Source organism: Hyphomicrobium sp., from assembly GCF_036780825.1.
Classification (GTDB): domain Bacteria; phylum Pseudomonadota; class Alphaproteobacteria; order Rhizobiales; family Hyphomicrobiaceae; genus Hyphomicrobium_C.
The window spans coordinates 63,109-88,607 of sequence record NZ_DAIQCD010000010.1 but is presented as its reverse complement, the minus strand read 5'-3'; the positions used below and the strand labels follow the sequence as shown (position 1 = coordinate 88,607).

The following is a 25,499-nucleotide window of genomic DNA, read 5'->3' as shown; positions in this document are numbered from 1 at the left end:
ATGTCACGGGTGGATGGGGCCACGCTGCGTCTTCACCACAAAAACCGCCCGGAAGCGAGAGCATGGATCGCTTCCGGGCGAAAGGATAATAGAGGCCAGGTTATCGGCGCAGATCTGCGAAGCGTTCCCATCCGCTCAGCTATCGGCGGCGGCCTTGGCCGTGCTCTTCTTCGCCTTGGCAGCGGGCTTCTTCGCAGCGGCCTTCGGCTTCGCCTTGGCTTTTGCCGCGGCCTTGACCTTGCCGTTGGCGGGCTCGGACGGCTCTTTCGCTGCGGCCTTCGGCTTTGCGGCCGCCTTGCGCGCCGGCTTTTTGCCGCCGCTCTTCGCCATACGCTCCTGCAGAAGGCGCACCGCCTCGTCGAGCGTCAAGCTGGCCGGTTCCGTACCTTTGGGAATGGTGGCGTTGGTCTTGCCGTGATTCACGTAAGGACCGTAGCGGCCTTCGAGCACCTGGATCTTGCCGCCGCCGCCTGGATGCTCGCCGAGATCCTTGATCACCGTCTTGGCCGCCGCCGCACGGCCGAAGCGGCCGCCCTTGCCCGCGCGCTTTTCGGCAAGCAGCGTGACGGCGCGGTTCAGGCCGATGGTGAAGACATCCTCTATGCTCTCGACGTTGGCATAGGTTCCGTCGTGTTGAATGAAGGGGCCATAGCGGCCGAGGCCGGCGGTGATCGGCGTGCCCGTTTCCGGATGGATGCCCACCTCGCGCGGCAGCGAGAGAAGCTGCATCGCTTTCTCGAAGTCGATCGTGCCCGCGTCGACGCCCTTGGGGATCGAGGAGCGCTTCGGCTTCTCGTCGCCTTCGCCCTCGCCAAGCTGCAGATAGGGGCCGAAGCGGCCGCTCTTGACCAGGATGGGAAGCCCGGTCTCGGGGTCGAAGCCGAGCTCGCGGTCGCCGGCGACATCGTTCGCCTCACCGGTGAGCTGGCGCGTGTATTTGCACTCCGGATAGTTGCCGCAGCCGATGAAGGCACCCGACTTGCCGGAGATCTTGAGCGAGAGACGGCCGGTGCCGCATTTCGGGCACTGGCGCGGATCGGAGCCGTCGGCCTTAGGCGGGAAGATGTGCGGACCGAGAAGCTCGTTCAGCGCCTCCAGCACGTCGCCGACGCGGAGGTCCTTGATATCGTCCACCGCGGCGGTGAAGTCACGCCAGAAGTCGCGCAGCACTTCCTTGTACTCCAGCTCTCCGGCGGAGATTAGGTCGAGCCTCTCCTCGAGGTCGGCCGTGAAGTCGAACTCGACGTATTTCCGGAAGAAGCTCTCCAGGAACGCGATGACGAGGCGGCCCTTGTCCTCGGGGATCATCCGCCGCTTGTCGATGCGGACGTAGCCGCGATCCTGCAGAACGGCGAGGGTTGACGCGTAGGTCGAGGGCCGGCCGATGCCGAGCTCTTCCATCCTCTTGACGAGGGTCGCTTCCGAATAGCGCGGCGGCGGCTGCGTGAAATGCTGCGCCGGCTCGACGGCGCGGTCCGCCAGCCGGTCGCCGCTGGCGAGCGCCGGCAAGCGGCGGCTCGTATCCTCCTCGTCGGAGGTGTCGTCCTTGCCTTTATCGAGAGTGCGAACGCGATCGTCGCGGCCTTCTTCGTAGACCTTGAGGAAGCCGTCGAACTGGATCACGGAGCCTGTCGCGCGTAGCGTGTAGGCCTTGCCGTCGCGGCCCTTGACCTCGATGTCCGCCGTCGTCTGCTCGAGCTCGGCCGAGGCCATCTGGCTGGCGACGGCGCGCTTCCAGATCAGCTCATAGAGACGCGCCTGATCCCGATCCAGGTGGCGGGCGACGGAGGCGGGCGTGCGGGTGACATCGGTTGGACGGATGGCCTCGTGCGCTTCCTGGGCGTTCTTGGCCTTGGTCTTGTACTCGCGCACAAAGGGGGCGACGTAGCGCTGGGCGTAGTCGCGCGCGATGAGGCCGCGGATGGCGCTGATCGCTTCCGGAATGATGGTGACGCCGTCGGTTCGCATGTAGGTGATGAGGCCGACCGTCTCTCCGCCCACGTCGACGCCTTCATAGAGGCGCTGAGCGATTTGCATCGTCTGCTTGGCGGAAAAGCCGAGCTTGCGGGAGGCGTCCATCTGCAGCGTCGAGGTTGCGAAGGGCGCGTAGGGGTTGCGCTTCACAGCCCGGCGCTCGACGGAGGTAACGCGGAACTCACCCTTCTCGATGGCGCGCTTGATGGCGTGGGCGGTCGCCTCGTCTTTGATGTCGAGCTTTTTCAGCGTCGTGGCGTCGATGGCGTGGAGGCGGGCGGGGAACTCGTCGCCGGCCGGTGTCGCGAGCGTCGCCTCAATGGTCCAATATTCATCGGTCCGGAAGGCTTCGATCTCGGCCTCGCGGTCGCAGATGAGGCGCAGGGCAACCGATTGCACGCGACCAGCCGAGCGTGCGCCCGGCAGCTTGCGCCAGAGCACGGGGGAGAGTGTGAAGCCCACCAGGTAGTCAAGCGCGCGGCGGGCGAGATAGGCGTCGACGAGAGGCTCATCGATTTGGCGCGGCGCCGCAATGGCAGCCAGAATGGCCTGCTTGGTGATGGCGTTGAAGGCCACCCGCTCGATGGCGAGGCCTTTCTTCAGGGCTTTCTTCTGGCCGAGGATCTCGAGGAGATGCCAGGAGATCGCCTCGCCCTCGCGATCGGGGTCGGTGGCGAGAATCAGCTTGTCGGCCTTCTTTACCGCCTCGGCGATCTCGCGGATGATCTTCTGGGAGCCGCTGTCGATCTCCCAGGTCATGGCAAAATCGTTGTCGGGCGCTACCGAACCGTCCTTTGACGGCAAGTCGCGCACGTGGCCGAAGGAGGCCAGAACTTTATAGTTGCCGCCCAAGTACTTGTTGATGGTTTTGGCCTTGGCGGCGGATTCGACGATGACAACGTTCATGTGCGCTTTCTTTGGCCTCGAACGGGTCAGGCGTCCGGCACCTCCGCCATTGCGCTCTACCTAGGATTGCTCGAAGCGACGCGATGCGCGCAATGGTTCAGTGTCCGGAGCCAGGGCCGGGAACATGGGAGAGGAACGGCCGTCTGTCAAACGGCCTCCTGGCCCAAGATCCGCGGCCTCTTGGGGCCGGGTGCCGGTCCGACTGCCGCCCCACGGGCTACAAACCTACCATGCGAGCTTAATGGCTTCCCGTGGCAGGGGTGCCGACCAAAAGGGTGCGGAGAGCCGCATCCAGCTCTGAATAATGAGAGATTACGACGTCGGGCTTCAGCGTTTCGATCGGCGCATCCGAATAGCCGAAATCGCAGCCGACGACGGGGATTGCAGCCGCGCGGGCGGCGGCGATGTCGATGCTCGTATCGCCGATCATCACGGCCCGCGCCAGATTGCCGCCTGCCATGCGGACTGCGCCGCGGATGTGATCGGGGTGCGGCTTGGAGACCGGGAAGCTATCCCGGCCGGCGACGGCCGCGAAAAGGCCGTCGAGAGACAGCTCCTCGAGCAGGCGCTCGGCCAGAGACAAACGCTTGTTGGTGCAGACGGCGAGACGCGCGCCGGCCTCTCGGAAGCCCTCTAGGGCCGTCACCACCCCCTCGTAAGGGCGGGAGAGGCGCGCAATGTTGGGTTCGTAATAGGCGAGGAAGCGGGTGAGAAGGCGGTCAATCTCTGCGTCGGGCAACGTGAGGCCGCCGAGATTGAGCCCCTCGACGATCATGCGCCGGGCGCCGAACCCTACTGTTCTGCGCAGCGTTTCCGCCGGAATGGCGGGCAGCGACAGATCGGACAGTGCATGGTTTGTTGCGGCGGCGAGATCAGGGAGCGAATCGACGAGCGTGCCGTCGAGATCGAAGACGAGGGTCGCGTTCTGCATGGCTTCGTGTAAGCGCAACGCAGGTGCGAAGCAAGGCGGGCTCTTGCCGCGGACGCGCGCCTCCGTGCCGGATACTGCCGTTTGACGCTTGCCCTCGCGCCCGACGGCTGGCAGAGAGGACACCGTGGGAAGGACGCTGAATGTCGATCGAGAACTACAAGCTGGCCGCGGCGCGGCATGCCCTCGAGTTCGTCGAGCCGCGGATGCGATTGGGGCTCGGCACGGGCTCGACCGCAGCGCTGTTCGTCAGGCTCTTGGGCGAAAAGGTGCGTGAGGGGCTCGAGGTCTGCTGCGTGCCGACGTCGGAGGAAACGCGGGCCCTAGCGGCCAGCGCTAGCATTCCCTTGACGACGCTCGACGAGACGCCGCTTCTGGATCTCACCATCGACGGCGCCGACGAGATCGACGGCGAACTCAGGCTGATCAAGGGCGGCGGCGGCGCACTGCTCCGTGAGAAGATCGTCGCGACGGCGTCGGACCGGATGATCGTCATCGCCGATGCGTCGAAGCGGGTCGACAAGCTCGGGGCTTTTCCGCTCCCGGTCGAGGCGGTGCCGTTCGGAATCACTGCGACGCGCAACATGATCGAGATGCTGGCTGCCGACTCGGGATGCCACGGCGAGATCACGTTGCGGTACGGCGGCGACGGCAAGCCCTTCGTAACCGATGGTGGCAACTACATCTTCGATTGCGCCTTCGGCCGGCTCGACGATCCGGAATCGCTCGACGAGGCGCTGAAGTTCATTCCCGGTGTGGTGGAGAACGGCCTGTTCCTCGGCATCGCAGATGCGGCCATCATCGCGGGGCCTGACGGTGTCACGGTGATCGAGGCCAGCTACGGCGAAAGCCAGGAAGCGGTTTAGAGTGTAACGCCACCATGCTTGCGCTTTCGCGGGGGTTGCGCCGTGCAGCCCGCTCCGGCAGGCTTCAGGTATCCTATCCTCCCGGGCCTTTTCCTCCATGACAACACCAGACTACGACCTCTTCGTTATCGGCGGCGGATCGGGCGGCGTGCGCGCGGCGCGCATCGCGGCCGGATATGGGGCCAAGGTGGCGATCGCGGAAGGCGACCGCTTCGGCGGCACGTGCGTGATCCGCGGCTGCGTGCCGAAGAAGCTGTTCGTCTATGCGTCGCGGTTCGCGGATGACTTTGAGGATGCGCGCGGCTTCGGTTGGACGAGCGGGGAGGCGCGCTTCGACTGGGCGGTGCTGATCGCCAACAAGAACCGCGAGATCGCTCGGCTCGAGCGGATCTACGAGGATAATCTCAAGGCGCGGGGCGTCACGACGCTCAACACGCGTGCGCGCCTCGACGGGTCGGGCGCCGTCAGGCTTGCCGACGGACGGCGGGTGACGGCGCGCACGATCCTGATTGCAACAGGCGGGCGACCCACGCGCTATCACGGCGACATTCCGGGTGCGGACCATATCGTCACGTCGGACGAGATCTTCGAGCTCGAGACGCTGCCGAAGCGGATCGCCGTCTGCGGCGGCGGCTATATCGCCGTGGAGTTCGCCTCGATCTTCGCGGGCCTCGGCGTCGAGACAACGCTCATCCATCGGCGAGAGAAAGTGCTGCGCGGCTTCGATGAGGATCTGCGCGACGGATTGATGGAGGCGCTTGCGGCGCGCGGCATCCGGCTCGTGATGAACGATGTGCTCACGGGTGTTGTCGAGCGCGCTGGCGGGCTCGAGGTGGCGCTCCGCTCGGGCGGGACGATCGAACCCGATCTCGTGCTCTCGGCGATCGGACGCGAGCCCGCGACGCACGATCTCGGGCTCGAGACCGCCGGGGTGCGGACAGGTACGCGCGGGGAGATCGTCGTCGACAGCTTTTCCGAGACGACGGCACCCGGGATTTATGCGGTCGGCGACGTTACGGACCGGGTGAACCTGACGCCGGTTGCCATCCGCGAGGGCCATGCCTTCGCCGATACCGTCTTCGGCGACAAGCCCGTCCGTGTCGATCATACGCTGGTTCCGACGGCCGTGTTCACGACGCCGGAGCTGGCCACCGTCGGACTGAGCGAAGAGGCGGCGCACGAGATGGGGCACGAGATCGATCTCTACAAGTCGCGCTTCCGGCCGCTCAAGAATACCGTGTCGGGGCGCAACGAGCGCATGCTGATGAAGCTGGTCGTGGATCGGGCGACGGACCGCGTGCTCGGCTGCCATGTGCTGGGGCCGGATGCGGCCGAGATCGTGCAGATGGCAGGCGTCGCCCTGCAACTGGGCGCGCGCAAGGCGGATTTCGACGCGACGGTGGCGCTGCATCCGTCCGCCGCCGAGGAGCTGGTCACGATGCGCGAGAAGTGGGTTCCGGCTTAGAGCAACTCAGCAATCGCGCAGATTGTTCTGAAAACTTGCGTCCTCCTGCGCCTCACAAGATGAGGAGCGCCGTTGGCCGTCACACTGCAGGGGTCTCGCGTATGGACAGATTGAAAGACAAAGTTGCCATCGTGACAGGGGCGGGCGCTGGCATCGGACGCGCCATCGCCTCTCTGTTCGCGGCCGAGGGCGCGCATGTGTTCGTCACCGACGTCAACGGTGACAGCGCTGGCGAGACGGCCGAAGCGCTCCGGGTCGAGGGGCGCGGCGCCACGGCGATGACGGTCGATGTCTCGCGCGGGCAGGACGTCTCGGCGCTCTTCCGCGAGGTGGAGCGCGCGTTCGGACGCGCCGACGTGGTGGTCAACAACGCCGGGCTCAACGTACGCAGCGACTTCCGCCATCTCACGGACGCCGACTGGGTGAAGATCCGCGAGGTGAACCTCGACGGCGTGGTGCGCATTGCGCGCGATGCGTTTCCCTTGCTCAAGGTTTCGGACGCGGGCTCCCTGATCAACGTCTCGTCGATCATGGGACAGCGCGGGCTGCGGCAGCTCGCTGGCTATTCCGCGACCAAGGGCGCCGTCACGGCGCTGACCAAGGCGCTCGCCGTCGAGTACGCGCCCTACAACATTCGCGTCAATTCCCTGGCGCCGGGCTACATCGATACGGCTTTGACGGAACGCTTCCTCAAGAACCCGCTGGTCAGCAAGGCGCTGCTCGACAAGACGCCGATGCGCCGCTTCGGGACGCCGGAGGAGATCGCGCGGGCGGCGCTGTTCTTCGCGAGCGCGGATTCGCTCTACGTCACGGGCGCGGAGCTCGCCGTCGATGGCGGTATGACGGCGGGACTGTAACGGGTTGGCGCGTTTCCTACGCTGCGCAGAAGGAGCCCTCTAGCCCTCCCAAACGGCTGGCATTTTGCGCAGGTCTGGCGCTATGCTCGGGGCGCAAGAACCGAGCATAGGTGGCGTGATGCGCTACGATGACAGCGACCGCGAGAGCAAGAACGTGGAAGACCGGCGCGGCCAGCGCGGCGGCGGTTTCCGGTTTCCGGGCGGAGGCGACGGCCCCGGCATCCAGATTCCGATCGGTGGCCGGGGCGGCATGAGCTTCACGACGCTGCTGATCCTCGGCGCCATCATGCTCTTCTTCGGCATCAATCCGCTCGAAGTGCTTCTCGGCGGCGGACAGGGTTTCCCGGATATCCAGCTGCCGCAGCAGACCGAGGCGCCACGCCGCCACGCCGAGCGCAATCCCTACGACATCCCAGGGCTTCCGGGCTCGAAGCAGGAGGCGCCACAGCAGGAGGCCCCGCAGCGGACTGGCCAGCAGGCGACCGACGAGATGAAGGTATTCATCTCCCGTGTACTCGCCGATACGGAAGATGTCTGGCACCGGGTGTTCGAAAGTGTCGGGCGCACGTACAAGGAGCCGCAGCTCGTCCTCTTCAGCGGGGGCACGCAGACGGCCTGCGGCGTCGGCATGTCGGCGATGGGGCCGTTCTACTGTCCGCTCGATCAGAAGGTCTATGTGGATCTCGCCTTCTACGACGAGCTCAAACGGCGCTTCAATGCGCCTGGCGATTTTGCGCAGGCCTATGTCATCGCGCACGAGGTCGGCCACCACGTGCAGACGCTGCTCGGCATCTCGGATCAAGTGCAGCGGGCGAAGGCGCGCGTCAGCGAGCGCGACGGCAACCGGATCCAGGTCATGATGGAGCTGCAGGCGGATTGCCTGGCGGGCGTGTGGGCGAACCTCAACGATCAGCTCAAGAGCCGCCTCGAGGATGGCGACATCGACGAAGCGCTTAACGCCGCGAGCCAGATCGGCGACGACATGATCCAGCGGCGCACACAAGGCCGCATCGTGCCGGATGCCTTCACGCACGGGACGTCGGCGCAGCGGCAAGCCTGGTTCAAGCGCGGCTTCGAGACCGGGCAGATGAAGGCGTGCGATACGTTCAATGCCGACGAGCTTTAAGCTGATGAGGCCTGTTCGCACTTTGTGTGCACGCGGGCCGCGCGTCTATATTCGCACATAGGTGGGGTGCATCACGGGGCAGCGCGCCATGCCGGTCCCCATGTGCCCGCATGTGCGGCGTGGACCACGGGCGCGCTGCCGTCCCGCTCAATCAATCTTCGCGGTAGACGCGCTCACGGCGTTCGTGGCGTTCTTGAGCTTCCAGCGAGAGCGTGGCGATGGGGCGGGCGTCGAGGCGTTTCAGGCCGATCGGCTCGCCGGTTTCCTCGCAGTAGCCATAGGTGCCGTCCTCGATGCGGGCGAGTGCCGCGTCGATCTTGGCGATGAGCTTGCGCTGGCGATCGCGCGCGCGCAGCTCGAGCGCCCGGTCCGTCTCCGAGGTTGCGCGGTCGGCCAGGTCGGCGTGCTGCGTCGAATCCTCATGCAGGCCGGCGAGGGTCTCGCGCGTCTGACGGATGATCTCTTCCTTCCACGTCGTGAGCTTCTGGCGGAAATAGATCCGATGCCGCTCGTTCATGAACGGCTCGTCCTCGGACGGTCGATAGTCCGGGGGGAGAACGATGGCGGACGTGCCGGCTGCGGCAGTCAGCTTGGTGTCCTTAACCTTGTTGATGGCCCGGGTCCTCGGTTTGCTCTTGCCCGCAGCTGCTGCTGCCTTCGGTGCAGGCTTGACGGCTGCACGGGCGGGTTTCTTCGGTGTAACGGCTTTCGACTTGACTGCTTTTGCTTTGGCAGGCACGGACTTTGCCGCCGATTTTGGTGCAGCCTTTTTAACGGCTGTTCTCGGCTTCGCAGCTTTCGACGTGGACGTGGCTCGCTTGCTCATAGGGGCCTCCATCATCGGCCTTCCCAAGCTCACTTATGTGCCCCTCGCACCCACGCAAATTCAGGGTGCGTCAGGCCCAAAGCGTCCGGCGACGCTCTATTGACGGCAGGGGCCCCTTATGTCAAGAAATTCCGCCGTTTAACTCTAAAAAGCTGTGCGGGAGCGCGCTTCCGGCGCGGGCGGTTTACGCACGGCCACTGCGGCGGCGCGGGGCGCTGCCAAGGGAGGCGTTTGGGCCCCAGATCTTTGAGATCCGGCGACACAAACGCTCTCCGCCCTTAAACCGAATGGACAATTTTCTGAAACTTCGTAGCTAGCCGGCCATGGGCTTGCCGGGAACCGCCCGTCCATCCGGTTCTGATAAATTGCGGCACGCTTCGGTTCTGGCCTCCCGAGCTTCGGCGATCACTTTTTCGCAATCTCGGCGCGATGAGGCCGGAGCAGAAAAATATCGAAAGGATCGCGCGGCAGATGAAAGATCAGGCTGACGCTGGTGCGACGCGCTTCGAGGGCACCGCAAGCTATGTCGCAACCCGGGATCTGACGGTTGCCGTCAACGCGGCCGTGGCGCTCGAGCGGCCCTTGCTCGTTAAAGGCGAGCCGGGCACCGGCAAGACGGTGCTCGCACTCGAGGTGGCGCGTGCGCTCGATGCGCCGCTCATCGAATGGCACATCAAGTCTACGACCAAGGCCCAGCAGGGTCTCTACGAGTACGACGCCGTCTCGCGCCTGCGCGACGGGCAACTCGGCGACGAGCGCGTCAAGGACATCCGCAACTACATCAAGCGCGGCAAGCTCTGGGATGCCTTCGTGGCGGAGAGGCGGCCGGTGCTCCTCATCGATGAGATCGACAAGGCGGACATCGAATTTCCGAACGATCTCCTGCAGGAGCTCGATCGCATGGAGTTCTTCGTCTACGAGACGGGCGAAACCGTGCGTGCCGTGCGTCGGCCGATCGTCATCATCACGTCGAACAACGAGAAGGAGCTGCCGGATGCATTCCTGCGCCGCTGCTTCTTCCACTACATCAAATTCCCCGACCCCGAGACCATGGCCGAGATCGTCGAGGTTCATTTTCCTGACCTCAAGGGAAGGCTGGTGTCGGAGGCGCTGCGGGTCTTCTACGGGCTGCGCGAGCTGCCGGGCCTCAAGAAGAAGCCGTCAACGTCGGAGCTGCTCGACTGGCTCAAGCTTCTGCTCAACGAGGACATCGATCCCCAGGTGCTGCGCGAGACGGACAGCCGCAAGATCATTCCGCCTCTCGCCGGTGCTCTGATCAAGAACGAGCAGGATCTCCATCTTTTCGAGCGAATCGCCTTCATGAGCCGCCGCAAGGGGGAATGAGCGCTGCTCGGCTCTTCATGCGCGGTTCATCGGGCATGGGCCAGGATCTCCAGACCTCGGGAGATAAACGCAAGATCAGACGAGAATGGCCGAATTCCTGCGCAGTGCGACGCTTGTTCTGATGGCTCTGGCGGTCCTGGGTGCGGGCGTGCTCGTCGCGTTTTACGGCTGAAGCTTGGGCCGTGCGGTTTAAGCCATTGGCTCGGTGGGCGTTTCTCCAGTGACAGAGTTGAGCACCGCGCCTTTTGGAACCGGCGCGGCAATGCGTCCGTTGACCCTAGGCGGGGCACTCCCTATCTGCCCCGTCCTAACCCCTTCCTCCCGCGCTAGGTGATGTTCCTAGGTGCCAGGGCGCCGGCGGACTCTGATAGGTTCCGGCCGGCTCGGGGACATTCAACAGAACGTTTGATAGAGATCATGCGCACATCCTCGCGCGGCAGCGCGCGCCTTGAACGCCTCGCAAATAGCCTGCGGTGCTTCTTTCTGCGTCTCGTCTACGGAAAGGGCTGGGCCTGCGCACATTATCAGCGCCGGCACGAGCGGCTCGCCGGCCCGCGGCCGGGAGCCCGGCTGCACTAGAGCCGTTCCCGTTTAAGTGGAAACGGGAAACGGCTCTAAGTATTTATTTCTTCGTGCTTCTTGTCGGAAACCGGTTCCCACTTTTCCGGAAGCACTCTAATCGGAATCGCGGATCAAGATCCGCCGAGGCCTTCACGCCAATTCAACGCGCGGCGCGTCCGGCGACAAGCGGCGCGATGACCTGGATGCGATTGGTCCAGATCCCCCCGGCATAGCCCGTGGGAAGTTGCGCGACGTCCACAGCCGTGTCGATGCCGGTGGTGAAGGGGCGCCCCGGTTCATAGGGTCCGAGAAGGTAGACCTCGCTCCCGACCTTTTGCATGCGCTGCATGAAGCGACCGGGCCAGCCCCAGAGGGCCCAGGCGTAGTTTGACGGCACCAGAAGCATCGTGTGCCGGCAGTCGTCCGGCACGTAGCCGCTCCACCCCACCGCCAGATATGAAAGCACGCAGCGGCGGAGGGATCGCCGTCCCATCGTGCGGACGTCGGGGAGGGCGGCACGCAGCACGTCGATGGGCTCATCGTCGCCATAGACGGAAAGGAGCGCGCGAGCTTCGGGCGCGAGCTTCGCGAGACGGGCTGCGAGGCGGCGGCCTTCCTCTGCGTCTCGGCTCTTGACGTTGATGAGCAGGCGCTTGCCGGGGAACGCCGCCAGCACCTCGTCGAGCGACGGCATGAGGCCGGCGCCGAGGCCGCGGAAGGGAAACGTCTTGCCACCGTCGGCCGTATAGCCATAGCCGATATCAAGCCGCTTCAGGTCTGCGAGCGTTTTCTCGCGCGTGACGCCGTGGCCGTCCGTGCGGCAGTCGAGTGTCCAGTCGTGGAAGACGGCAAACGCGCCGTCCGTCGTCGGGTGGATATCGAGTTCGACCACATCCGCGCCGGCCGCGAATGCGGCCCGCATGGACGGGATCGTGTTCTCGAGAAGGTCATGCTCCGGTGCGCGGATGCGGGTTGCGGTGCAGGTCTCGCTGTCCAGCCCGTCGTAAGGATAGGTTTGCGCCACGCCGCGATGGGCAAGCAGCGTCGGGCTGCCATCCATGTCAGGCGCCAGCATGTTGGTGTTGGCGATGAAGACGCCCACGGCGAAGAGCACCATGGCGGCGAGCAGCAAGCGGGCAATGCGCAAGATCCGTATCTCCGGTGGGCGGCGAGGCCTGTCATGACCGGAGCCCAGGAATCCGGCGATCGGAAGGCCGTGCGCGGCCTGCTTACAAAGCCGTCCGCGCCCCGATGCCTGCCGCGCGCTGCTGCATCAGGACGGGGTGGCCATCGCCGCCTTGAGGTTCTCGTCGATCTTGTCGAGGAAGCCAGAGGTCGAGAGCCAGCCCTGATGGGGTCCGACGAGCAACGCCAGATCCTTGGTCATGAAGCCCGCCTCGACGGTATCGACACAGACCGTCTCCAGCGTGGATGCGAAGCGGGCGAGCGCCTCATTGCCGTCGAGCTTGGCGCGGTGGGCGAGCCCGCGCGACCAGGCGAAGATCGAGGCGATGGAGTTGGTGGACGTCTCCTTGCCCTTCTGGTGCTCACGGTAGTGGCGCGTCACCGTGCCGTGGGCGGCCTCGGCCTCCACGGTGCGCCCATCGGGTGTCATCAGCACGCTCGTCATGAGGCCGAGCGAGCCGAACCCCTGGGCCACCGTATCCGACTGCACGTCGCCATCGTAATTCTTGCACGCCCACACGTAGCCGCCGGACCACTTGAGCGCCGAGGCCACCATGTCGTCGATCAGGCGGTGCTCGTAGGTGATGCTCTTCTTCTCGAACGCATTCTTGAACTCGGCGTCGAATACCTCCTGGAAGAGGTCCTTGAAGCGGCCGTCGTAGGCCTTGAGGATGGTGTTCTTGGTCGAGAGATAGACCGGGAAGCCGCGGTTGAGGCCGTAGTTGAAGGAGGCGCGCGCGAAGTCGCGGATGCTGTCGTCGAGATTGTACATGGCGAGCGTAACGCCCGAGCCCGGCGCCTGGAACACCTCGCGCTCGATGGTCTGGCCGTCCTCGCCCTCGAAGCGGATCGTGAGCCGGCCCTTGCCGGGGAAGCGGAAGTCGGTGGCGCGATACTGATCGCCGAATGCATGGCGGCCGATTACGATCGGCTGCGTCCAGCCCGGCACGAGGCGCGGGACGTTCTTGGCGATGATGGGCTCGCGGAAGATGACGCCGCCCAGGATGTTGCGGATGGTGCCGTTGGGGCTCTTCCACATCTCCTTGAGATTGAACTCTTTGACCCGCGCCTCGTCGGGAGTGATGGTGGCGCATTTGACGCCGACGCCATGCTTCTTGATCGCGTTGGCGGCGTCCACGGTCACCTGATCGCTCGTCTTGTCGCGGCTTTCGATGCCGAGATCGTAGTACTCGAGGTTCACGTCGAGATACGGGTGGATCAGCTTGTCCTTGATGAGCTTCCAGATGATACGAGTCATCTCGTCGCCGTCGAGCTCGACGACCGTGCCTGTCACCTTGATCTTCTGCATGAAAGCGCCTTCGCGTGGGGTGGAAAATTCGGCCCGACCTTAGCCGCGGGCGTGCGCTGCAACAAGCGCCCGCCCGCAAGAGGCGTTGCCAAGGCATCGTTCAGCCGGCGAAACCGCCTTCGTCGAGGAAGCGTTGCTCTTCCGGCGTCGTCTCGCGTCCGAGGATGGCATTGCGATGCGGAAACCGCCCGAAGCGCCGGATGATTGCCCGGTGGTCCTCCGCGTAGGCGAGAAGCTCCTCGCCGAGCGGCGTGATGAGCGCGACCGAGCGGTCCTGATCGGCGAGACTCTCGGAGTGCTCGAACGGCAGATAGAGGAAGAGGCGCAGGCTAGGATCGATGGCGCGGTCGTGGCCGGCTGCGACAGCGGCACTCGCCGCGGCGAGGGCTGCCGCGTCGGTTGCGAACATGCGGGGCGTGCCTCGGAAGCAGTTTCGCGGAAACTGGTCCAGGAGCAGGATGAGAGCGAGCGCCCCTTCAGGATCGGCGAGCCAGGAGTCGAGCTCCCCGCGCGCGGCTTTCTCGTAGAGGGCGCTGCAATGGCTGCGGAAGCGCTTGTCGAAAATGTCGTCCTTGACGAACCAGCGCTCAGGGCCGGCCTCGCGCCAGAATGCGATGACGGCCGCGGCATCGGAAGCGGGCGGAGATGGGTCCTGATTCTGCATCGGATCGCTCATGTCTTGCTCGTGCCAAGGGTTTTACCGCTCGGATGAGGTGGAAGCGTCGCGCAATCAACGATCGGTTTTGCTTCGCCTGACCCGGGACAGGAGCCGGCAACGGTGGTAAGGCGTGGCCCATGGCCCACGCTACTACATCCGCCAGAGACATCGAAATCGCCGACGATGCCGGCATGCGCGTGCCAATGGCGGCTGGCCTTGGCGTGCCCGTCGCGAGGCTCGTCCACGCGTGTCACGAGAAGACCATTGCCACGGGGCTCGAGGCTCTCGGGGCGTCCGATTTCGATCGTGGGGCTCTGGACCGCATCCTGACCTACTGCGCGGAGCTGTCTTGCGAAGGGGACGCAGCGACCTGCCCCGGCTGCAAGCGGCGGACGGAAGCGCAGGGCATCGCTTCGCTCGACGAGTTCATTGCCCGGCATCGCGAGATCGTGGTCGGAGAGGGTGGCGTGCGCCTGCTTGGCCAGGGCACCGAGACTGCGCGTACGCCGTCGCTCGCCGTGCTCGAGAAAACCTGGTCGGGCGAAAATTACTGGTTCTGGGCGCGGCGCGTACTGCGCAAGCTGCGCCACGGCATCCGGCGTGCGCACATTGCGGGAGAGGCAGCGGCGCCATCCGGCGAAACCCCGTCCGTGATCCTCGTCGAGCCGCAGCTCGCCGACAACATCGGCATGGTTGCGCGCGCCATGGCCAACTTCGGGCTCGACGACTTGCGTCTCGTCGCTCCGCGTGATGGATGGCCGAACGAGAAGGCCCGCATCGCGGCCTCGGGCGCCAACTATGTCATCGATGACGCGGCGGCCTATCCGTCGCTCGCCGCATCCCTCGGGGATCTGACGTACGTGGTTGCCACGACGGCCCGGCAGCGTCCGCTGAGGAAGCCCGTCCTCACGCCGGAGGAGGCAATCGCTGCGATGCGTGAGCGGATCGCCCGGGGCGAGCGTTGCGGCATCCTGTTCGGGCGCGAGCGCAACGGGCTCGAATCGAGCGAGCTCGCTAATGCGGATGCGCTCGTCATGATTCCCGTCAACTCGCGCTTCGCGTCCCTCAACCTGGCGCAGGCGGTCCTTCTCCTCGGGTATGCCTGGATGCGCGAAAGCGGCAGAGCCACGCTCGGCCGTGTCACAACCTATGAAAAACCCGTCGCGAGCGGCCTCAATCTTGTGGGAGATCAGCCCGCGGATAAGACGGAGCTACTAGGGTTTTTCGATCACCTCGAGAGTGAGCTGGATCGGCTTGGTTTCTTCATTCCGGCGGAGAAGCGCCCTTCTACGGTCCAAAACTTGAGGACAATGTTCACCCGCATGGTGCCGACCCGGAAAGAAGTGCGTACGCTCCGTGGTATTGTTGCCACTCTCGCGAGAGGCAAAGGAGCGGGCCGCAAGCCGCCCACATAGGCCGCCATGATCTTGCCGGGTTTTGAGCCGAGCCATGCCTGAATTCCAGGTTTGATGGGTGCCGATCGGCGGCCGAGCTTCGATCGAGGCTGACACAAGTGGATATAGGAGCGCAGCAGCGTCAATGGTTCGGACGATGATCATGGCAAAACGGGCTTTCATGGGCGGCGTCGTCGCAGCCGCAACGATGATGCTCGCTCCGCTGGCCTGGGCAGTTGAGGGCGGACTTAGCGACAGGTCCGTACAGGTCATCATGGAATACGCTTGGTCGATGACGCCCGCACAGTTCTCGAAGAAGGACGGGACCGTCATCATCGTCGATAAGAACAAGCGCGAGCAGGCGATGGTCCCGCTCGACGTGGCGCGCGAGGTGGTGCGTGTCGGACGCCTGTCGGCGCATGCGCAAGTTTGCAACCTGCCGGAGGAGCAGACCCTCAATCACCGCTCGCTGATGCGCCGCGAAGTCGAGAAGAAGAAGTGGAGCGACCAGCAGGAGCTCTACATCAACCAGCTCCATCTCACGACCGTGATGCTGCTCACCGGCAAGATCAAGCTGGTGGAGAAGGACGGCGACAAGGAAGTCGTGATCGATGAGAAGCAGGCACCGCAGCAGACCTGCACCGAGGAGCAGAAGCAGAAGGTCCGGGATCTTATTGCAGCCTACGTGAAGACCGGCCCGGCGCTCGCCTCCAACGAGAAGGGTGCGGATCCCGCCGCCACCGGAGCGACCGCGCCCGTCGAGCAGAAGTAGCAACCGGCCTGCTGGGCCGCCAGCATTCCGCGCCCGCGGCCTCGCGGAGGGCGCGTTTGGCCTCTGAAGGCCTGATCCGGCCGGGTAAGCATTGACGCCGCCGGCGCTCTCGACTAAGGAAGCCCTTCGCACGGGCCGGTTCGGCCCGTGTTCCATTCGCGCACCCGTGGCTCGTCCGGAATTCCGGGCTGGCCTGTCAGTCGGGCCCTATGAAGGGGCCGGCAGAGGAGGGGGCGCTCCAAATCTGAATCAACTCTTGGAGTGCCGTTACCATGACGAAGCGCATTCGCGCCAAGCACAAGATCGACCGCCGCCTCAGCGAGAATATCTGGGGCCGTCCGAAGAGCCCGCTCAACAAGCGCCAGAGCCGCCCCGGCCAGCACGGCGAGCGCCGCGTTTCGAAGCTTTCGGATTTCGGCCAGCAGCTCCGCGCCAAGCAGAAGCTCAAGGGCCATTACGCAAACCTTAACGAGCGCCAGTTCCACCGCCTCTATGTCGAGTCCACCCGCGCCAAGGGCTCGACCTCCGAGCACCTGATCGGCCTTCTGGAGCGCCGGCTCGACGCGCTCGTCTATCGCGCCAAGTTCGTGCCGACGGTGTTCGCTGCGCGCCAGTTCGTCTCGCACGGCCACGTGACGGTGAACGGCCGCCGCGTGACCATTCCGAGCTACCGCCTGCGTGTCGACGATGTGGTCGAGGTGCGTGAGAAGGCGCGTCAGTTCCCGCTCGTGCTCGAGGCCCTTAAGAGTGCCGAGCGCGACGTCCCTGATTACATCGAGGTCGATCAGACCAAGCTCTCGGCCAAGCTGACCCGCGTGCCGGGCCTGTCGGATGTGCCGTATCCGGTGACGATGGAGCCCAACCTCGTGGTCGAGTTCTACTCGCGCTGACGAGCTTCGGTTGATTACAAATTCAAAAAGGCCGGTCCGTTATGGACCGGCCTTTTTCGCATTCTTATGATGAAGTGGATGAGCGAGCGGCGGCGCGCTTGAAGCGACTGTGCGGCGCCGTTCTCATCAGCTCGCAGGGAGGACCGAGACGCGGGGTGGGCGGCTCGTGCCGAACCCATGCATCCGGAGGCCCCATTGCAGCGCCACGATGGTTCCCTTGACCGGCTGCAGCAAGCTGAGCGTCAGGATCACGGTGAGCGGCAGCCATAGTGACAGATGCAGCCAGACGGGCCATCCGAAGCGGAACTCGACCCACAGCAGCAAGCCTACGACGACGTGGCCCACGATCGACATCACGATATAGGCAGGCATATCGTCGGCGCGATGGTGGTGAAGCGGCTCGTCGCAGGCCGGGCAAGTATCGACAACTTTGAGAAACTTGCGAAACAGCCGGCCCTCTCCGCAGGCGGGGCACTTGCAGCGTGCGCCTCGCGAGACGGCGACGGACATGGCCGGTTCGGAGCTGGGCGTCGGGACCTTTTGTTGCATGCGTTCTGCTCCCTTGATGCGCACTCTGGATAATGCGAATTGTATGGGCCGGCAACGCGCGTTGTGACCCACTTGTATGGATTGGACACCGACAATCCGGAACCGGGCGGAGCTGGCGAGGGCGCTTGCCATTCTCTCCGACGCCCTCGCGGAGCGCAGGAGCGAGGGCGCCGCCGTCTGAGGGCTGGCGATCCGCCGAAGCGGTTATCGCTGCGCCGGTAAAACGCCCTGCCGCGCGTCTGGCGGGAGGCGCCTCAGGCCAGCTCCTGCTCGAGCACGGCCAAGGCGTCGCTGGCGCTTTCGTGGATTTCCGTCTCAAGGCCACGGCGGCGGAGCGCGTCCTGCAGCTTGCGGCGCGTGAGATTGCTCGTCGCGTAGCGTGCCATCTTCTCGTAATAGTGCTTGTTCACGTGGGCGACCATGTCGGCGTACGCGTCGTAAAGATCCTCGGCGATGCGGCAGCCGTCCTGATTGACCACCGCATTGACCCGGCGGCCGGCTGCCTTGCAAGCCTCCGCAATGGCGTCCTGAAGATCGCTGACGTCGCTCTTCTTGCGCACGCTCCAGGCCTCGAGGTTGACCGTCAGCACGTTGCGCGCGGCGTCGTAGCTGATGCGCTCCCTGAGGTTTTCGTTGAGCAGGTCCGCCAGTAGGCCCATCGGCGCGTCGCGGAAGATGAGGGGGTTCATCGTCACCGGCTTTTGGATGTGCGGCTTGAAGCCCATGTGCGGAAGGATATCGCGCTCGATGTCGATGCCGGGCGCAACCTCGATCAGCTCGAGGCCATGACCGGTGAGCAGGAAGACGCAGCGCTCCGTAACGTAGATCACCGGCTGCCCGCGCTCGGCGGCATACTGGCCCGAGAACGTCACCTGCTCGACCTGCTTCACGAACTTCCGTGCGCGCCCTTCCTTGAGGATGCGGAGCTTACCGTCTTCGATCGCGACCTCGAGGCCGCCTGCGGTGAAGGTGCCCGCAAATACCACGGCGCGCGCGTTCTGCGAGATATCGATGAAGCCGCCGCAACCGTTCAGGCGGCCACCGAACTTGCTCGTGTTGACGTTGCCGAGACTGTCGCATTCGGCCATGCCGAGGCAGGTGAGATCGAGCCCGCCGCCGTGATAGAAATCGAACATCTGGTTCTGGTCGATAATCGCGTGCGCGTTGGCCGACGAGCCGAAGCTCGAGCCGCCCGCAAGCACGCCGCCGACGGCGCCCGCTTCCGTGGTCATGACGAGATAGGGAGTGACCTTCTCCTCGTTGGCGACGTTGGCGACGCCGTCCGGGGCGCCGACACCGAGATTGATGACGCCGTTCGGCGGCAGCTCGAAGGCTGCGCGGCGTGCGATGATCTTGCGCTCGTCGAGCTTCATGCACGGCAGGCTGTCGACCGTTATGCGCACCTCGCCTGCGAGTGCCGGATCGTACATCACGCCATAGTTCATGCGGTGCATCTCAGGAGGCTCGGCGACGACCACGCAATCGACGAGGATCCCCGGCACCTTCACGTCCTTGGGCTTGATCGAGCCTTCCGCAACGAGCCGCTCGACCTGGGCGATGACGATGCCGCCGTTGTTGTGGGCCGCCATGGCTTGCGCCATCACGTCGAGCGTCAGACACTCCTTCTCCATGCTGAGGTTGCCGTGTGGGTCGGCGCTGGTGGCGCGGATCAGCGCCACGTCGATGGGTGTTGCTTTGTAGAACAGCCACTCCTTGCCTTCGACCTCAACCAGCTTGACCAGATCCTCCTTGGTGGCGGCGTTGACTTTGCCGCCGCCGAGGCGCGGGTCGACGTAGGTATGGAGGCCGACCTTGGAAAAGAGCCCGGGGCTGCCCGAGGCGCAGGTGCGATATAGCTTCGAGATGATGCCTTGGGGCAGGTTGTAACCCTGGATCTTGTTGCCCTGCGCCGCCTCGGCGACCTTCGGCATCCGCCCAAAGTTGGCGGCGATGACGCGCTTCAGAAGGCCGTCATGATGCAGGCGGCCGGTGCCGAGACCTTTGCTGTCGCCCGCGCCCGCGCACATGATGAGCGTGAGATCGCGAGGGGTTCCCGTCTCGACGAATCGCTTCTCAAGCGCCGCGTGCAGCATTTCCGGGATGCAGCTCTGGACGAAGCCGGTGGTGGCGATCACGGCGCCATTGCCGATGCGAGCCACGGCTTCGTCAGCCGGGAAAACCTTGGTGCTGCGCATGGACGTCGCTCCCCCGGGATGGCCTCCACGCATTGTGGCCGGCGGGAAGGTCCCTGAATGCCGCTCGGTGGAGTGCTCGGATCGGTCTGTAAAGATGATATGGGAGCGGAGCACCGCCCGGCAATGGTGCCTGGACGCTGCCAATCGTCCTACTCGACGGGGTGATCGCGGCCTACCCAGCACGGGGGCCTCGATTCCCCGATGCCCCATCGCGGCAAAGCCGGGCGCCGTTACTCCGACGCACACCCGTGCGGGCTGGAGCTACCGGCTATGCAATTGACTCGCACTCGTGCGACGCCATAGTTAACGCCTCTTCTGCGGCGCGAGGATGACATGATGCGGATGCTGCTGGCCGTCGCCCTCCTGCTGGCGCTGGTGCCTGCATGGCCGCATCTGGCGTCGGCTCAGCAATCTGGTGGTTTCTCCACAACGGCGCGCAATGCGATCCTGATGGATTACGATTCCGGCTCGATCATCTATCAGAAGGCGGCCGACCAACTGGTTCCCCCTGCCAGCATGAGCAAGCTGATGACGCTCGCCGTGCTGTTCAAGGCGCTGAAGGACGGCACGCTCAAGCCCGACGATGAGTTCCAGACCAGCGAGTATGCGTGGCGAACGGGTGGCGCGCCCTCGGGCACCGCCGCCATGTTCATCCCGATCCACAATAAGACGCCGATCAGCGAGCTGATCCAGGGCATTGCGGTGCAATCGGGGAACGACGCGGCCATCACGGTCGCCGAGGGCATGGCCGGCTCCGTCGAAGCGTTCGCCAAGATGATGGAGGCGGAGGCGCGGCGGATCGGTTTGGAGAAATCGACATTCCGCAATTCAACGGGGCTGCCGCATCCCGAGCATCTGATGACGGCACGCGAGCTTGCCGAACTCGCACGCTACATCATCAAGACCTATCCCGACCGATACAAGGTCTTCAGCCAGCGCGAGTTCCCGTACCGCAAGCACAAGTTCTACAACCGCAACCCGCTGCTTTCCGCAGACATCGGCGTCGACGGCATGAAGACCGGACATACGCGGGAGGCGGGCTACGGCATGGTCGTCTCGGCCATTGGGAACGGCCGCCGGCTGATCGGCGTCGTCATGGGATTCGAGACCGAGAAGGAGCGCCAGTCGGAGACGCGGCGGATGCTCGAGTGGGGTGCCAAGAGCGTGGTCAGCGCCAAGCTGTTTGATGCCGGCGAGCCGGTCGGCTATGCCCGCGTGTGGGGGGGAACGGACGTGTACGTTCCCCTCGCTGGCAACGGCGACCTCCAGGTCATTTTGCCGAAATATCCTGTAAACCAGAAGATCCGCGGTGAGATCGTCTATGAGGGGCCGCTAAAGCCGCCGGTGAGGAAGGGTGAGCAGGTCGCCATGTTCCGCGTTACCAGCACGGCGCCGGGGAGTAGCGAGCCGATTGCAGTGAGCGAAACGCCGCTCTATGCGGAGCGCGACGTGAACGAAGCGAGCTTCGTGTGGCGGGGCGTGGATTCGCTTCTGCACCTCGGCTTAGGACTCATGCCGGACGTTCGCAGCCTGCTCCGTCGCTAGGGATGCCTTCGTGAGGATGCTCGCGCGGCTGTTGGTCGCCGGGTTCGTCGGGGGATGCTTCCATCAAGCGTCGAAGTAAGCGGATCGTTGCGTGGGTCCCGGCCTTCGCCGGGATGACGTCCCGAGGGGAGGGGGGCGGCCTGCATATCCCTACGTGCGTCGCGGCTGACCTCCATGAGGCACGGCTTTGTCGCGACGACGGCGATTGTATCGGAAGGAGATAGGCGGCTTCCTTCGCACAGCATGGCTTCCGGCCGTCTATTTGAAGCGTGACACGGCCGCTGCCGGGATGACGTTTTGTGTGTGAAAATCGTCTGTCTCCCTCAACGTCATCCCGACGTAGGTCGGGATCCACGCCAGTAGCCGCGACGCCTGCAGGCTTCTCGCGCCGCATGCCCCATGCTCCCTTAGGATCAGGTGGCGGCGCGCCGCGCTTCCATGTGAAAGGGAAAGATCTTAGTCTCCGCCGCCATGAGACGCGGAAAGCTCATTACATTCGAGGGCGGCGAAGGCGCGGGCAAGTCCACACAGGTGGCGCTGCTCGCCGAGCGCTTGCGCGCGGCCGGCATCGAAGCCGTCCTCACGCGCGAGCCGGGGGGTACGCCGCTGGCAGAAGCCATTCGCGGCCTCGTGCTGGAGGCGGAGCCGGAACCCGTCACCGAGCTGCTCCTGTTCGCCGCCGCGCGCGCCGAGCACGTGACCAAGGTGATCCGGCCCGCGCTCGAGCGGGGGCGCTGGGTCGTGTCTGACCGTTTCATCGATTCGACGCGCGTATATCAAGGCGTGCTCGGCGGCGTGCCGCACGCGCTGATCAGCGCCATCGAGGAGGGAAGCGTGGCGCCGACGTTTCCGGATCTCACGGTAATCCTCGATCTGCCGCCGGCCGAGGGACGCAAGCGGACGCAGGCGCGAGGGGCACTCACCCGCTTCGATGCCGCGGACGATGCCTATCATGAGAACCTGCGCCGGGCCTTCCGCGATTTTGCGCAGAGCGAGCCTGAGCGCTGCGTCGTCATTGACGGCGCCCGTGCGCCTGACGAGATCGCGGACGACGTCTGGTCTCTGGTCGAAGCTCGCCTGCTCGCGGGAGCGCACTGATGTTCGGGGCAGCTTCCACGATGTACGACGTATCTCTCTCCCCCCTGTGGGAAAGAAGCGTGCGGGAGGCAGGCTGACCATGGCGCGCGCACCCGCCGTACAGGAGATCGAGGAGTTGCCTGAGGCCGACCGCCTCGATGGCTTTCCGCATCCTCGTGCGACGGAAAACCTCTACGGGCACGAAGCGGCCGAGCGCGAGCTCTCGGAGGCGTTTGCCTCCGGGCGCATGCATCACGGCTGGCTGATCTCGGGCGCGGAGGGAATCGGCAAGGCGACGCTGGCCTATCGTGTGGCGCGCCATGTTCTGGCCGCCCCCTCGGAGCGCCATGACGCGACGCTTGCGGTGGCGCCCGAGACGCGGGCGGCCCGACAGGTGCTGGCGCTCTCTCATCCGGGCCTCCTCGTCATCCGCCGTGCCTGGGACCAGAAGACCAAGCGGTTCCCGGCTACGATCCCTGTCGACGAAGTGCGCCGGCTGAAGGCGTTTCTCGGGCGCACTGCCGAGGCAGATGCCTGGCGCGTCGTCATCGTCGACCGGGCGGAGGAGATGAACGTCTCGGCCGCCAACGCGCTTCTGAAATCGCTCGAAGAGCCGCCGCCGCGTACCGTCTTCCTGCTTGTCACCTCGGCGCCGGGGCGGCTCCTGGTCACCATCCGCTCGCGCGTGCGCACGCTTCCTCTCGCGCCTCTCGGGGCCGAGGCGCTGCGCTCCGCGGTCAGGCAGGCCTATGCGGCGAGCTCGGACGACGTGGCGGGCGGGGCCCCGGCCGCTTCCGACTGGGATCGCCTCGTGCCCTTGGCCGGCGGGAGCGTGCGTCGCCTCCTTTCGCTCCACGCTGCGCGCGGGCTTCTGCTCCACGATCGCATTTCCGCGCTGCTGAATGGGCTCCCGGCCGTCGACTGGGCCGCCGTGCACGCGCTGGGCGACGAGCTGTCCGGACAGGCCGCTGACCAGCGCTACGAGCTGTTCTTCGAGCTCTTGATGGATGCTATCGCGCGCCTTGTCGATGCGGAGGCCCGTGGCGCGGGCGACGCCGCCGATGTGGCGCTTGCCGCCCGGCTGATCGGTCGCGCCCGGCTTGCCACCTGGGCCGGCTTGTGGGAAAGAGTGGCCGCGGACAAGGCCGAGACCGCGGCGCTCAACCTCGACCGCAAGGCCTTGATCCTCGATGTCTTCTCCCGGCTCGAAGAGGCGTCGCGCGCCTGAGCCGCATGCCGGGAAAACCCGCCCGACCCGGATGTGACGCTTATCCCTGCGTCCTTTCGGGGCTCGAGAATGATCGGTCGGTCGCAGGGTCGGGGGGACAGGTTCCGAGAGGTCGCATGAGCGGGCGAGAGAAGTTCTACATCACGACGGCGATCTCCTATCCCAACGGGGTGCCGCATATCGGACATGCTTACGAGGCGATCGCTACCGATGCGATCGCCCGCTTCGAGCGCCTGGACGGAAAGGACGTATTCTTTCTGACCGGCACCGACGAGCATGGCCTCAAGATGAAGCAGACGGCGGTGAAGGAGGGGCTCAACCCACGCGCGCTCGCCGACCGCAACGCGGCGCGCTTCGTCGAGATGGCGCAGGCGCTCGGCCTTTCGAACGACGACTTCATCCGCACCACGGAGCCGCGCCATTACGAGGCCTGCTCGGAGATCTGGCGGCGCATGGAGGCCGCCGGCGATATCTTCAAAAAGAAGTACGGCGGCTGGTACTCGGTGCGCGACGAGACCTATTACAAGGAATCCGAGACCGAGGTGCGCGACGATGGCGTGCGCTATGCCACGCCGACCGGGACGCCCGTCGAGTGGGCCGAGGAGGAGACCTTCTTCTTCCGCCTCTCCGCCTACGAGGAGCGCCTGCTCGCGCACTATGAGGCGAACCCGAACTTCATCCTGCCGATCGAGCGGCGCAACGAGGTCGTGAGCTTCGTCAAGAGCGGGCTCGAGGATCTCTCGATCTCGCGCTCGACGCTGGACTGGGGCATCCCGGTCCCCGGCGCGCCGGGGCACGTCATGTACGTCTGGGTCGATGCCCTCACCAACTATGTGACGGCGACCGGCCTGCTCAACACGCCGCAGGGGATACACACGGATTTCTGGCCGGCCGACGTGCACGTGATCGGCAAGGACATCGTGCGCTTCCACGCCGTCTACTGGCCGGCGTTCCTGATGTCGGCGGGCATTGCGCTGCCGAAGCGGATCTTCTCGCACGGCTTCGTGCTCAACAAGGGCGAGAAGATGTCGAAATCGGTCGGCAACGTGGTCGATCCGTTCGACCTCGTCAAAGCCTATGGCCGCGATCAGGTGCGCTATTTCTTCCTGCGCGAGGTGATGTTCGGCCACGACGGAAACTACTCCGCCGAGGCGATCGCCAACCGCATCAACGCCGACCTCGCCAACAATCTCGGTAACCTGGCGCAGCGCTCGCTGTCGATGATCTACAAGAATTGCGACGGCAAGATCCCCGAGCCCGGCGACTTCACGGTCGAGGACACCGCTGTTCTCGCGGCGGCGGATGCGCTCCATGGCGAGGCGCGCACGGCGATGGATAAGCAGGCCGTGACGCGCTACCTCGACGCTGTCTGGGCGGTGGTGGCCGAGGCGAACCGGTACTTCGCGGCGGAAGAACCTTGGGCGAAGAAGAAGACGGACCCGAAGCGCATGGAGACCATTCTCTATGTGGCGGCGGAGGCCGTGCGGCAGTTTGGGATCCTGGCCCAGCCGGTGATGCCGGAGCTTGCCGGCAAGCTGCTTGACCTGCTCGCGCTTTCGGACGAGGACCGCGCGTTCGCCAAGCTCGGCGCAGGAGGCCGGCTGGTGCCCGGCACGCCGATCCCGGAGCCGCAGGGCGTTTTCCCGCGCTATGTGGACCCGGAGGAGCAGGCGAAGCCCGTGCTCCAGCCGAAACAGAAGAAAGTCAAGGCTGAGAAGGGCTGAGGCTCGCCCGAATCGAGAGCTGCTCCGCTTTAAGTGGAATCTGGGAACGGCTCTCGGTTTTTGTTTCCTCGTGCTTCTTCTCGGACACCTTAAGTGCACGGCTTCGCCATGGCCGGTCCC

General features: G+C 65.1%; 21 protein-coding genes. 13 read left to right on the top strand and 8 right to left on the bottom strand.

Annotated elements, in window-relative coordinates; genetic code table 11:
• Positions 1 to 135: 135 nt before the first annotated feature.
• Together topA and V7P99_RS06755 are read right to left on the bottom strand one after the other, a co-directional pair.
• Positions 136 to 2,880 (bottom strand): type I DNA topoisomerase, encoded by a 2,745-nt coding sequence (topA, locus tag V7P99_RS06760; RefSeq protein ID WP_333794032.1) that lies wholly within the window; start codon positions 2,878 to 2,880, stop codon positions 136 to 138.
• A gap of 238 nt (positions 2,881 to 3,118) precedes the next feature.
• Positions 3,119 to 3,811: an HAD-IA family hydrolase gene (locus V7P99_RS06755; RefSeq protein ID WP_333794031.1), complete on the bottom strand. Its 693-nt coding sequence runs from the start codon at positions 3,809 to 3,811 to the stop codon at positions 3,119 to 3,121.
• Between the two features lie 140 nt (positions 3,812 to 3,951).
• Between V7P99_RS06755 and rpiA the strand changes: the two genes are divergently transcribed.
• From rpiA to ypfJ, 4 genes are all read left to right on the top strand, one after another.
• The gene (gene rpiA / locus V7P99_RS06750) at positions 3,952 to 4,674 is read left to right on the top strand and encodes a ribose-5-phosphate isomerase RpiA (RefSeq protein WP_333794030.1); all 723 of its coding nucleotides are present in this window, start codon (positions 3,952 to 3,954) and stop codon (positions 4,672 to 4,674) included.
• A 97-nt stretch (positions 4,675 to 4,771) separates the two neighbouring features.
• Positions 4,772 to 6,139, top strand: coding sequence for a glutathione-disulfide reductase (gene gor, locus V7P99_RS06745; protein WP_333794029.1), 1,368 nt, complete (start codon positions 4,772 to 4,774; stop codon positions 6,137 to 6,139).
• Positions 6,140 to 6,240: 101 nt separating this feature from the next.
• Positions 6,241 to 6,996, top strand: a complete 756-nt coding sequence (locus V7P99_RS06740) for an SDR family NAD(P)-dependent oxidoreductase (protein ID WP_333794028.1) — start codon at positions 6,241 to 6,243, stop codon at positions 6,994 to 6,996.
• 118 nt (positions 6,997 to 7,114) lie between these two features.
• Positions 7,115 to 8,122: a KPN_02809 family neutral zinc metallopeptidase gene (ypfJ, locus tag V7P99_RS06735; RefSeq protein WP_333794046.1), complete on the top strand. Its 1,008-nt coding sequence runs from the start codon at positions 7,115 to 7,117 to the stop codon at positions 8,120 to 8,122.
• A 151-nt stretch (positions 8,123 to 8,273) separates the two neighbouring features.
• On the opposite strand, the gene dksA is transcribed toward ypfJ, so the two are convergent.
• The gene (gene dksA, locus V7P99_RS06730; protein WP_333794027.1) at positions 8,274 to 8,639 is read right to left on the bottom strand and encodes an RNA polymerase-binding protein DksA; all 366 of its coding nucleotides are present in this window, start codon (positions 8,637 to 8,639) and stop codon (positions 8,274 to 8,276) included.
• A 43-nt stretch (positions 8,640 to 8,682) separates the two neighbouring features.
• On the opposite strand from dksA, the gene V7P99_RS06725 reads away from it, so the two are divergent.
• On the top strand, positions 8,683 to 9,051 hold the full coding sequence (locus V7P99_RS06725) for a hypothetical protein (RefSeq protein ID WP_333794026.1): 369 nt from the start codon (positions 8,683 to 8,685) through the stop codon (positions 9,049 to 9,051).
• A gap of 368 nt (positions 9,052 to 9,419) precedes the next feature.
• Positions 9,420 to 10,292: an AAA family ATPase gene (locus V7P99_RS06720; protein ID WP_333794025.1), complete on the top strand. Its 873-nt coding sequence runs from the start codon at positions 9,420 to 9,422 to the stop codon at positions 10,290 to 10,292.
• Between the two features lie 721 nt (positions 10,293 to 11,013).
• Here the strand turns inward: V7P99_RS06720 and V7P99_RS06715 are convergent.
• The 3 genes from V7P99_RS06715 to V7P99_RS06705 all read right to left on the bottom strand — a co-directional run bounded on the left by V7P99_RS06715 (position 11,014) and on the right by V7P99_RS06705 (position 14,023).
• Positions 11,014 to 11,970: a glycerophosphodiester phosphodiesterase family protein gene (locus tag V7P99_RS06715; RefSeq protein ID WP_333794045.1), complete on the bottom strand. Its 957-nt coding sequence runs from the start codon at positions 11,968 to 11,970 to the stop codon at positions 11,014 to 11,016.
• Between the two features lie 156 nt (positions 11,971 to 12,126).
• Positions 12,127 to 13,347 (bottom strand): NADP-dependent isocitrate dehydrogenase, encoded by a 1,221-nt coding sequence (locus V7P99_RS06710; protein ID WP_333794024.1) that lies wholly within the window; start codon positions 13,345 to 13,347, stop codon positions 12,127 to 12,129.
• A 100-nt stretch (positions 13,348 to 13,447) separates the two neighbouring features.
• Complete coding sequence (locus V7P99_RS06705) at positions 13,448 to 14,023, bottom strand: DUF924 family protein (RefSeq protein WP_333794023.1); 576 nt, start codon at positions 14,021 to 14,023, stop codon at positions 13,448 to 13,450.
• A gap of 119 nt (positions 14,024 to 14,142) precedes the next feature.
• Here V7P99_RS06705 and V7P99_RS06700 point away from each other — a divergent pair, with 119 nt between their 5' ends.
• The 3 genes from V7P99_RS06700 to rpsD all read left to right on the top strand — a co-directional run bounded on the left by V7P99_RS06700 (position 14,143) and on the right by rpsD (position 17,061).
• The gene (locus tag V7P99_RS06700) at positions 14,143 to 15,420 is read left to right on the top strand and encodes an RNA methyltransferase (protein WP_333794022.1); all 1,278 of its coding nucleotides are present in this window, start codon (positions 14,143 to 14,145) and stop codon (positions 15,418 to 15,420) included.
• A 142-nt stretch (positions 15,421 to 15,562) separates the two neighbouring features.
• Positions 15,563 to 16,171 carry a hypothetical protein gene (locus tag V7P99_RS06695; RefSeq protein WP_333794021.1) on the top strand — a complete coding sequence of 203 codons (609 nt, stop codon included), beginning with the start codon at positions 15,563 to 15,565 and terminating at the stop codon, positions 16,169 to 16,171.
• A gap of 272 nt (positions 16,172 to 16,443) precedes the next feature.
• On the top strand, positions 16,444 to 17,061 hold the full coding sequence (gene rpsD / locus V7P99_RS06690) for a 30S ribosomal protein S4 (RefSeq protein WP_333794020.1): 618 nt from the start codon (positions 16,444 to 16,446) through the stop codon (positions 17,059 to 17,061).
• Positions 17,062 to 17,187: 126 nt separating this feature from the next.
• On the opposite strand, the gene V7P99_RS06685 is transcribed toward rpsD, so the two are convergent.
• Positions 17,188 to 17,610, bottom strand: coding sequence for a DUF983 domain-containing protein (locus V7P99_RS06685; protein WP_333794019.1), 423 nt, complete (start codon positions 17,608 to 17,610; stop codon positions 17,188 to 17,190).
• A gap of 254 nt (positions 17,611 to 17,864) precedes the next feature.
• A complete protein-coding gene (locus tag V7P99_RS06680) occupies positions 17,865 to 19,805 on the bottom strand; it encodes an acyl CoA:acetate/3-ketoacid CoA transferase (protein ID WP_333794018.1) in 1,941 nt (646 codons plus the stop codon).
• Positions 19,806 to 20,138: 333 nt separating this feature from the next.
• Here V7P99_RS06680 and V7P99_RS06675 point away from each other — a divergent pair, with 333 nt between their 5' ends.
• The 4 genes from V7P99_RS06675 to metG all read left to right on the top strand — a co-directional run bounded on the left by V7P99_RS06675 (position 20,139) and on the right by metG (position 25,379).
• Positions 20,139 to 21,350 carry a D-alanyl-D-alanine carboxypeptidase family protein gene (locus V7P99_RS06675; RefSeq protein ID WP_333794017.1) on the top strand — a complete coding sequence of 404 codons (1,212 nt, stop codon included), beginning with the start codon at positions 20,139 to 20,141 and terminating at the stop codon, positions 21,348 to 21,350.
• 471 nt (positions 21,351 to 21,821) lie between these two features.
• Positions 21,822 to 22,448, top strand: a complete 627-nt coding sequence (gene tmk / locus V7P99_RS06670) for a dTMP kinase (RefSeq protein ID WP_333794016.1) — start codon at positions 21,822 to 21,824, stop codon at positions 22,446 to 22,448.
• A 79-nt stretch (positions 22,449 to 22,527) separates the two neighbouring features.
• Entirely contained in the window at positions 22,528 to 23,655 is a 1,128-nt protein-coding gene (locus tag V7P99_RS06665) for a DNA polymerase III subunit delta' (RefSeq protein ID WP_333794015.1), read from the top strand.
• Positions 23,656 to 23,771: 116 nt separating this feature from the next.
• Positions 23,772 to 25,379, top strand: coding sequence for a methionine--tRNA ligase (metG, locus tag V7P99_RS06660; protein WP_333794014.1), 1,608 nt, complete (start codon positions 23,772 to 23,774; stop codon positions 25,377 to 25,379).
• Positions 25,380 to 25,499: the final 120 nt, after the last annotated feature.

Bases quoted from the DNA above. Each gene is read 5' to 3' on its own strand.
- V7P99_RS06755 (WP_333794031.1), bottom strand. From the start codon at position 3,811: ATGCAGAACGCGACCCTCGTCTTCGATCTCGACGGCACGCTCGTCGAT.
- V7P99_RS06740 (WP_333794028.1), top strand. From the start codon at position 6,241: ATGGACAGATTGAAAGACAAAGTTGCCATCGTGACAGGGGCGGGCGCT.
- gor (WP_333794029.1), top strand. From the start codon at position 4,772: ATGACAACACCAGACTACGACCTCTTCGTTATCGGCGGCGGATCGGGC.
- V7P99_RS06720 (WP_333794025.1), top strand. From the start codon at position 9,420: ATGAAAGATCAGGCTGACGCTGGTGCGACGCGCTTCGAGGGCACCGCA.
- V7P99_RS06715 (WP_333794045.1), bottom strand. From the start codon at position 11,970: ATGGTGCTCTTCGCCGTGGGCGTCTTCATCGCCAACACCAACATGCTG.
- V7P99_RS06710 (WP_333794024.1), bottom strand. From the start codon at position 13,347: ATGCAGAAGATCAAGGTGACAGGCACGGTCGTCGAGCTCGACGGCGAC.
- V7P99_RS06725 (WP_333794026.1), top strand. From the start codon at position 8,683: ATGGCGGACGTGCCGGCTGCGGCAGTCAGCTTGGTGTCCTTAACCTTG.
- rpsD (WP_333794020.1), top strand. From the start codon at position 16,444: ATGACGAAGCGCATTCGCGCCAAGCACAAGATCGACCGCCGCCTCAGC.
- V7P99_RS06695 (WP_333794021.1), top strand. From the start codon at position 15,563: ATGGCAAAACGGGCTTTCATGGGCGGCGTCGTCGCAGCCGCAACGATG.
- topA (WP_333794032.1), bottom strand. From the start codon at position 2,880: ATGAACGTTGTCATCGTCGAATCCGCCGCCAAGGCCAAAACCATCAAC.
- V7P99_RS06675 (WP_333794017.1), top strand. From the start codon at position 20,139: ATGATGCGGATGCTGCTGGCCGTCGCCCTCCTGCTGGCGCTGGTGCCT.
- V7P99_RS06665 (WP_333794015.1), top strand. From the start codon at position 22,528: ATGGCGCGCGCACCCGCCGTACAGGAGATCGAGGAGTTGCCTGAGGCC.
- V7P99_RS06700 (WP_333794022.1), top strand. From the start codon at position 14,143: ATGGCCCACGCTACTACATCCGCCAGAGACATCGAAATCGCCGACGAT.
- tmk (WP_333794016.1), top strand. From the start codon at position 21,822: ATGAGACGCGGAAAGCTCATTACATTCGAGGGCGGCGAAGGCGCGGGC.
- rpiA (WP_333794030.1), top strand. From the start codon at position 3,952: ATGTCGATCGAGAACTACAAGCTGGCCGCGGCGCGGCATGCCCTCGAG.
- V7P99_RS06705 (WP_333794023.1), bottom strand. From the start codon at position 14,023: ATGAGCGATCCGATGCAGAATCAGGACCCATCTCCGCCCGCTTCCGAT.
- V7P99_RS06685 (WP_333794019.1), bottom strand. From the start codon at position 17,610: ATGCAACAAAAGGTCCCGACGCCCAGCTCCGAACCGGCCATGTCCGTC.
- ypfJ (WP_333794046.1), top strand. From the start codon at position 7,115: ATGCGCTACGATGACAGCGACCGCGAGAGCAAGAACGTGGAAGACCGG.
- V7P99_RS06680 (WP_333794018.1), bottom strand. From the start codon at position 19,805: ATGCGCAGCACCAAGGTTTTCCCGGCTGACGAAGCCGTGGCTCGCATC.
- metG (WP_333794014.1), top strand. From the start codon at position 23,772: ATGAGCGGGCGAGAGAAGTTCTACATCACGACGGCGATCTCCTATCCC.
- dksA (WP_333794027.1), bottom strand. From the start codon at position 8,639: ATGAACGAGCGGCATCGGATCTATTTCCGCCAGAAGCTCACGACGTGG.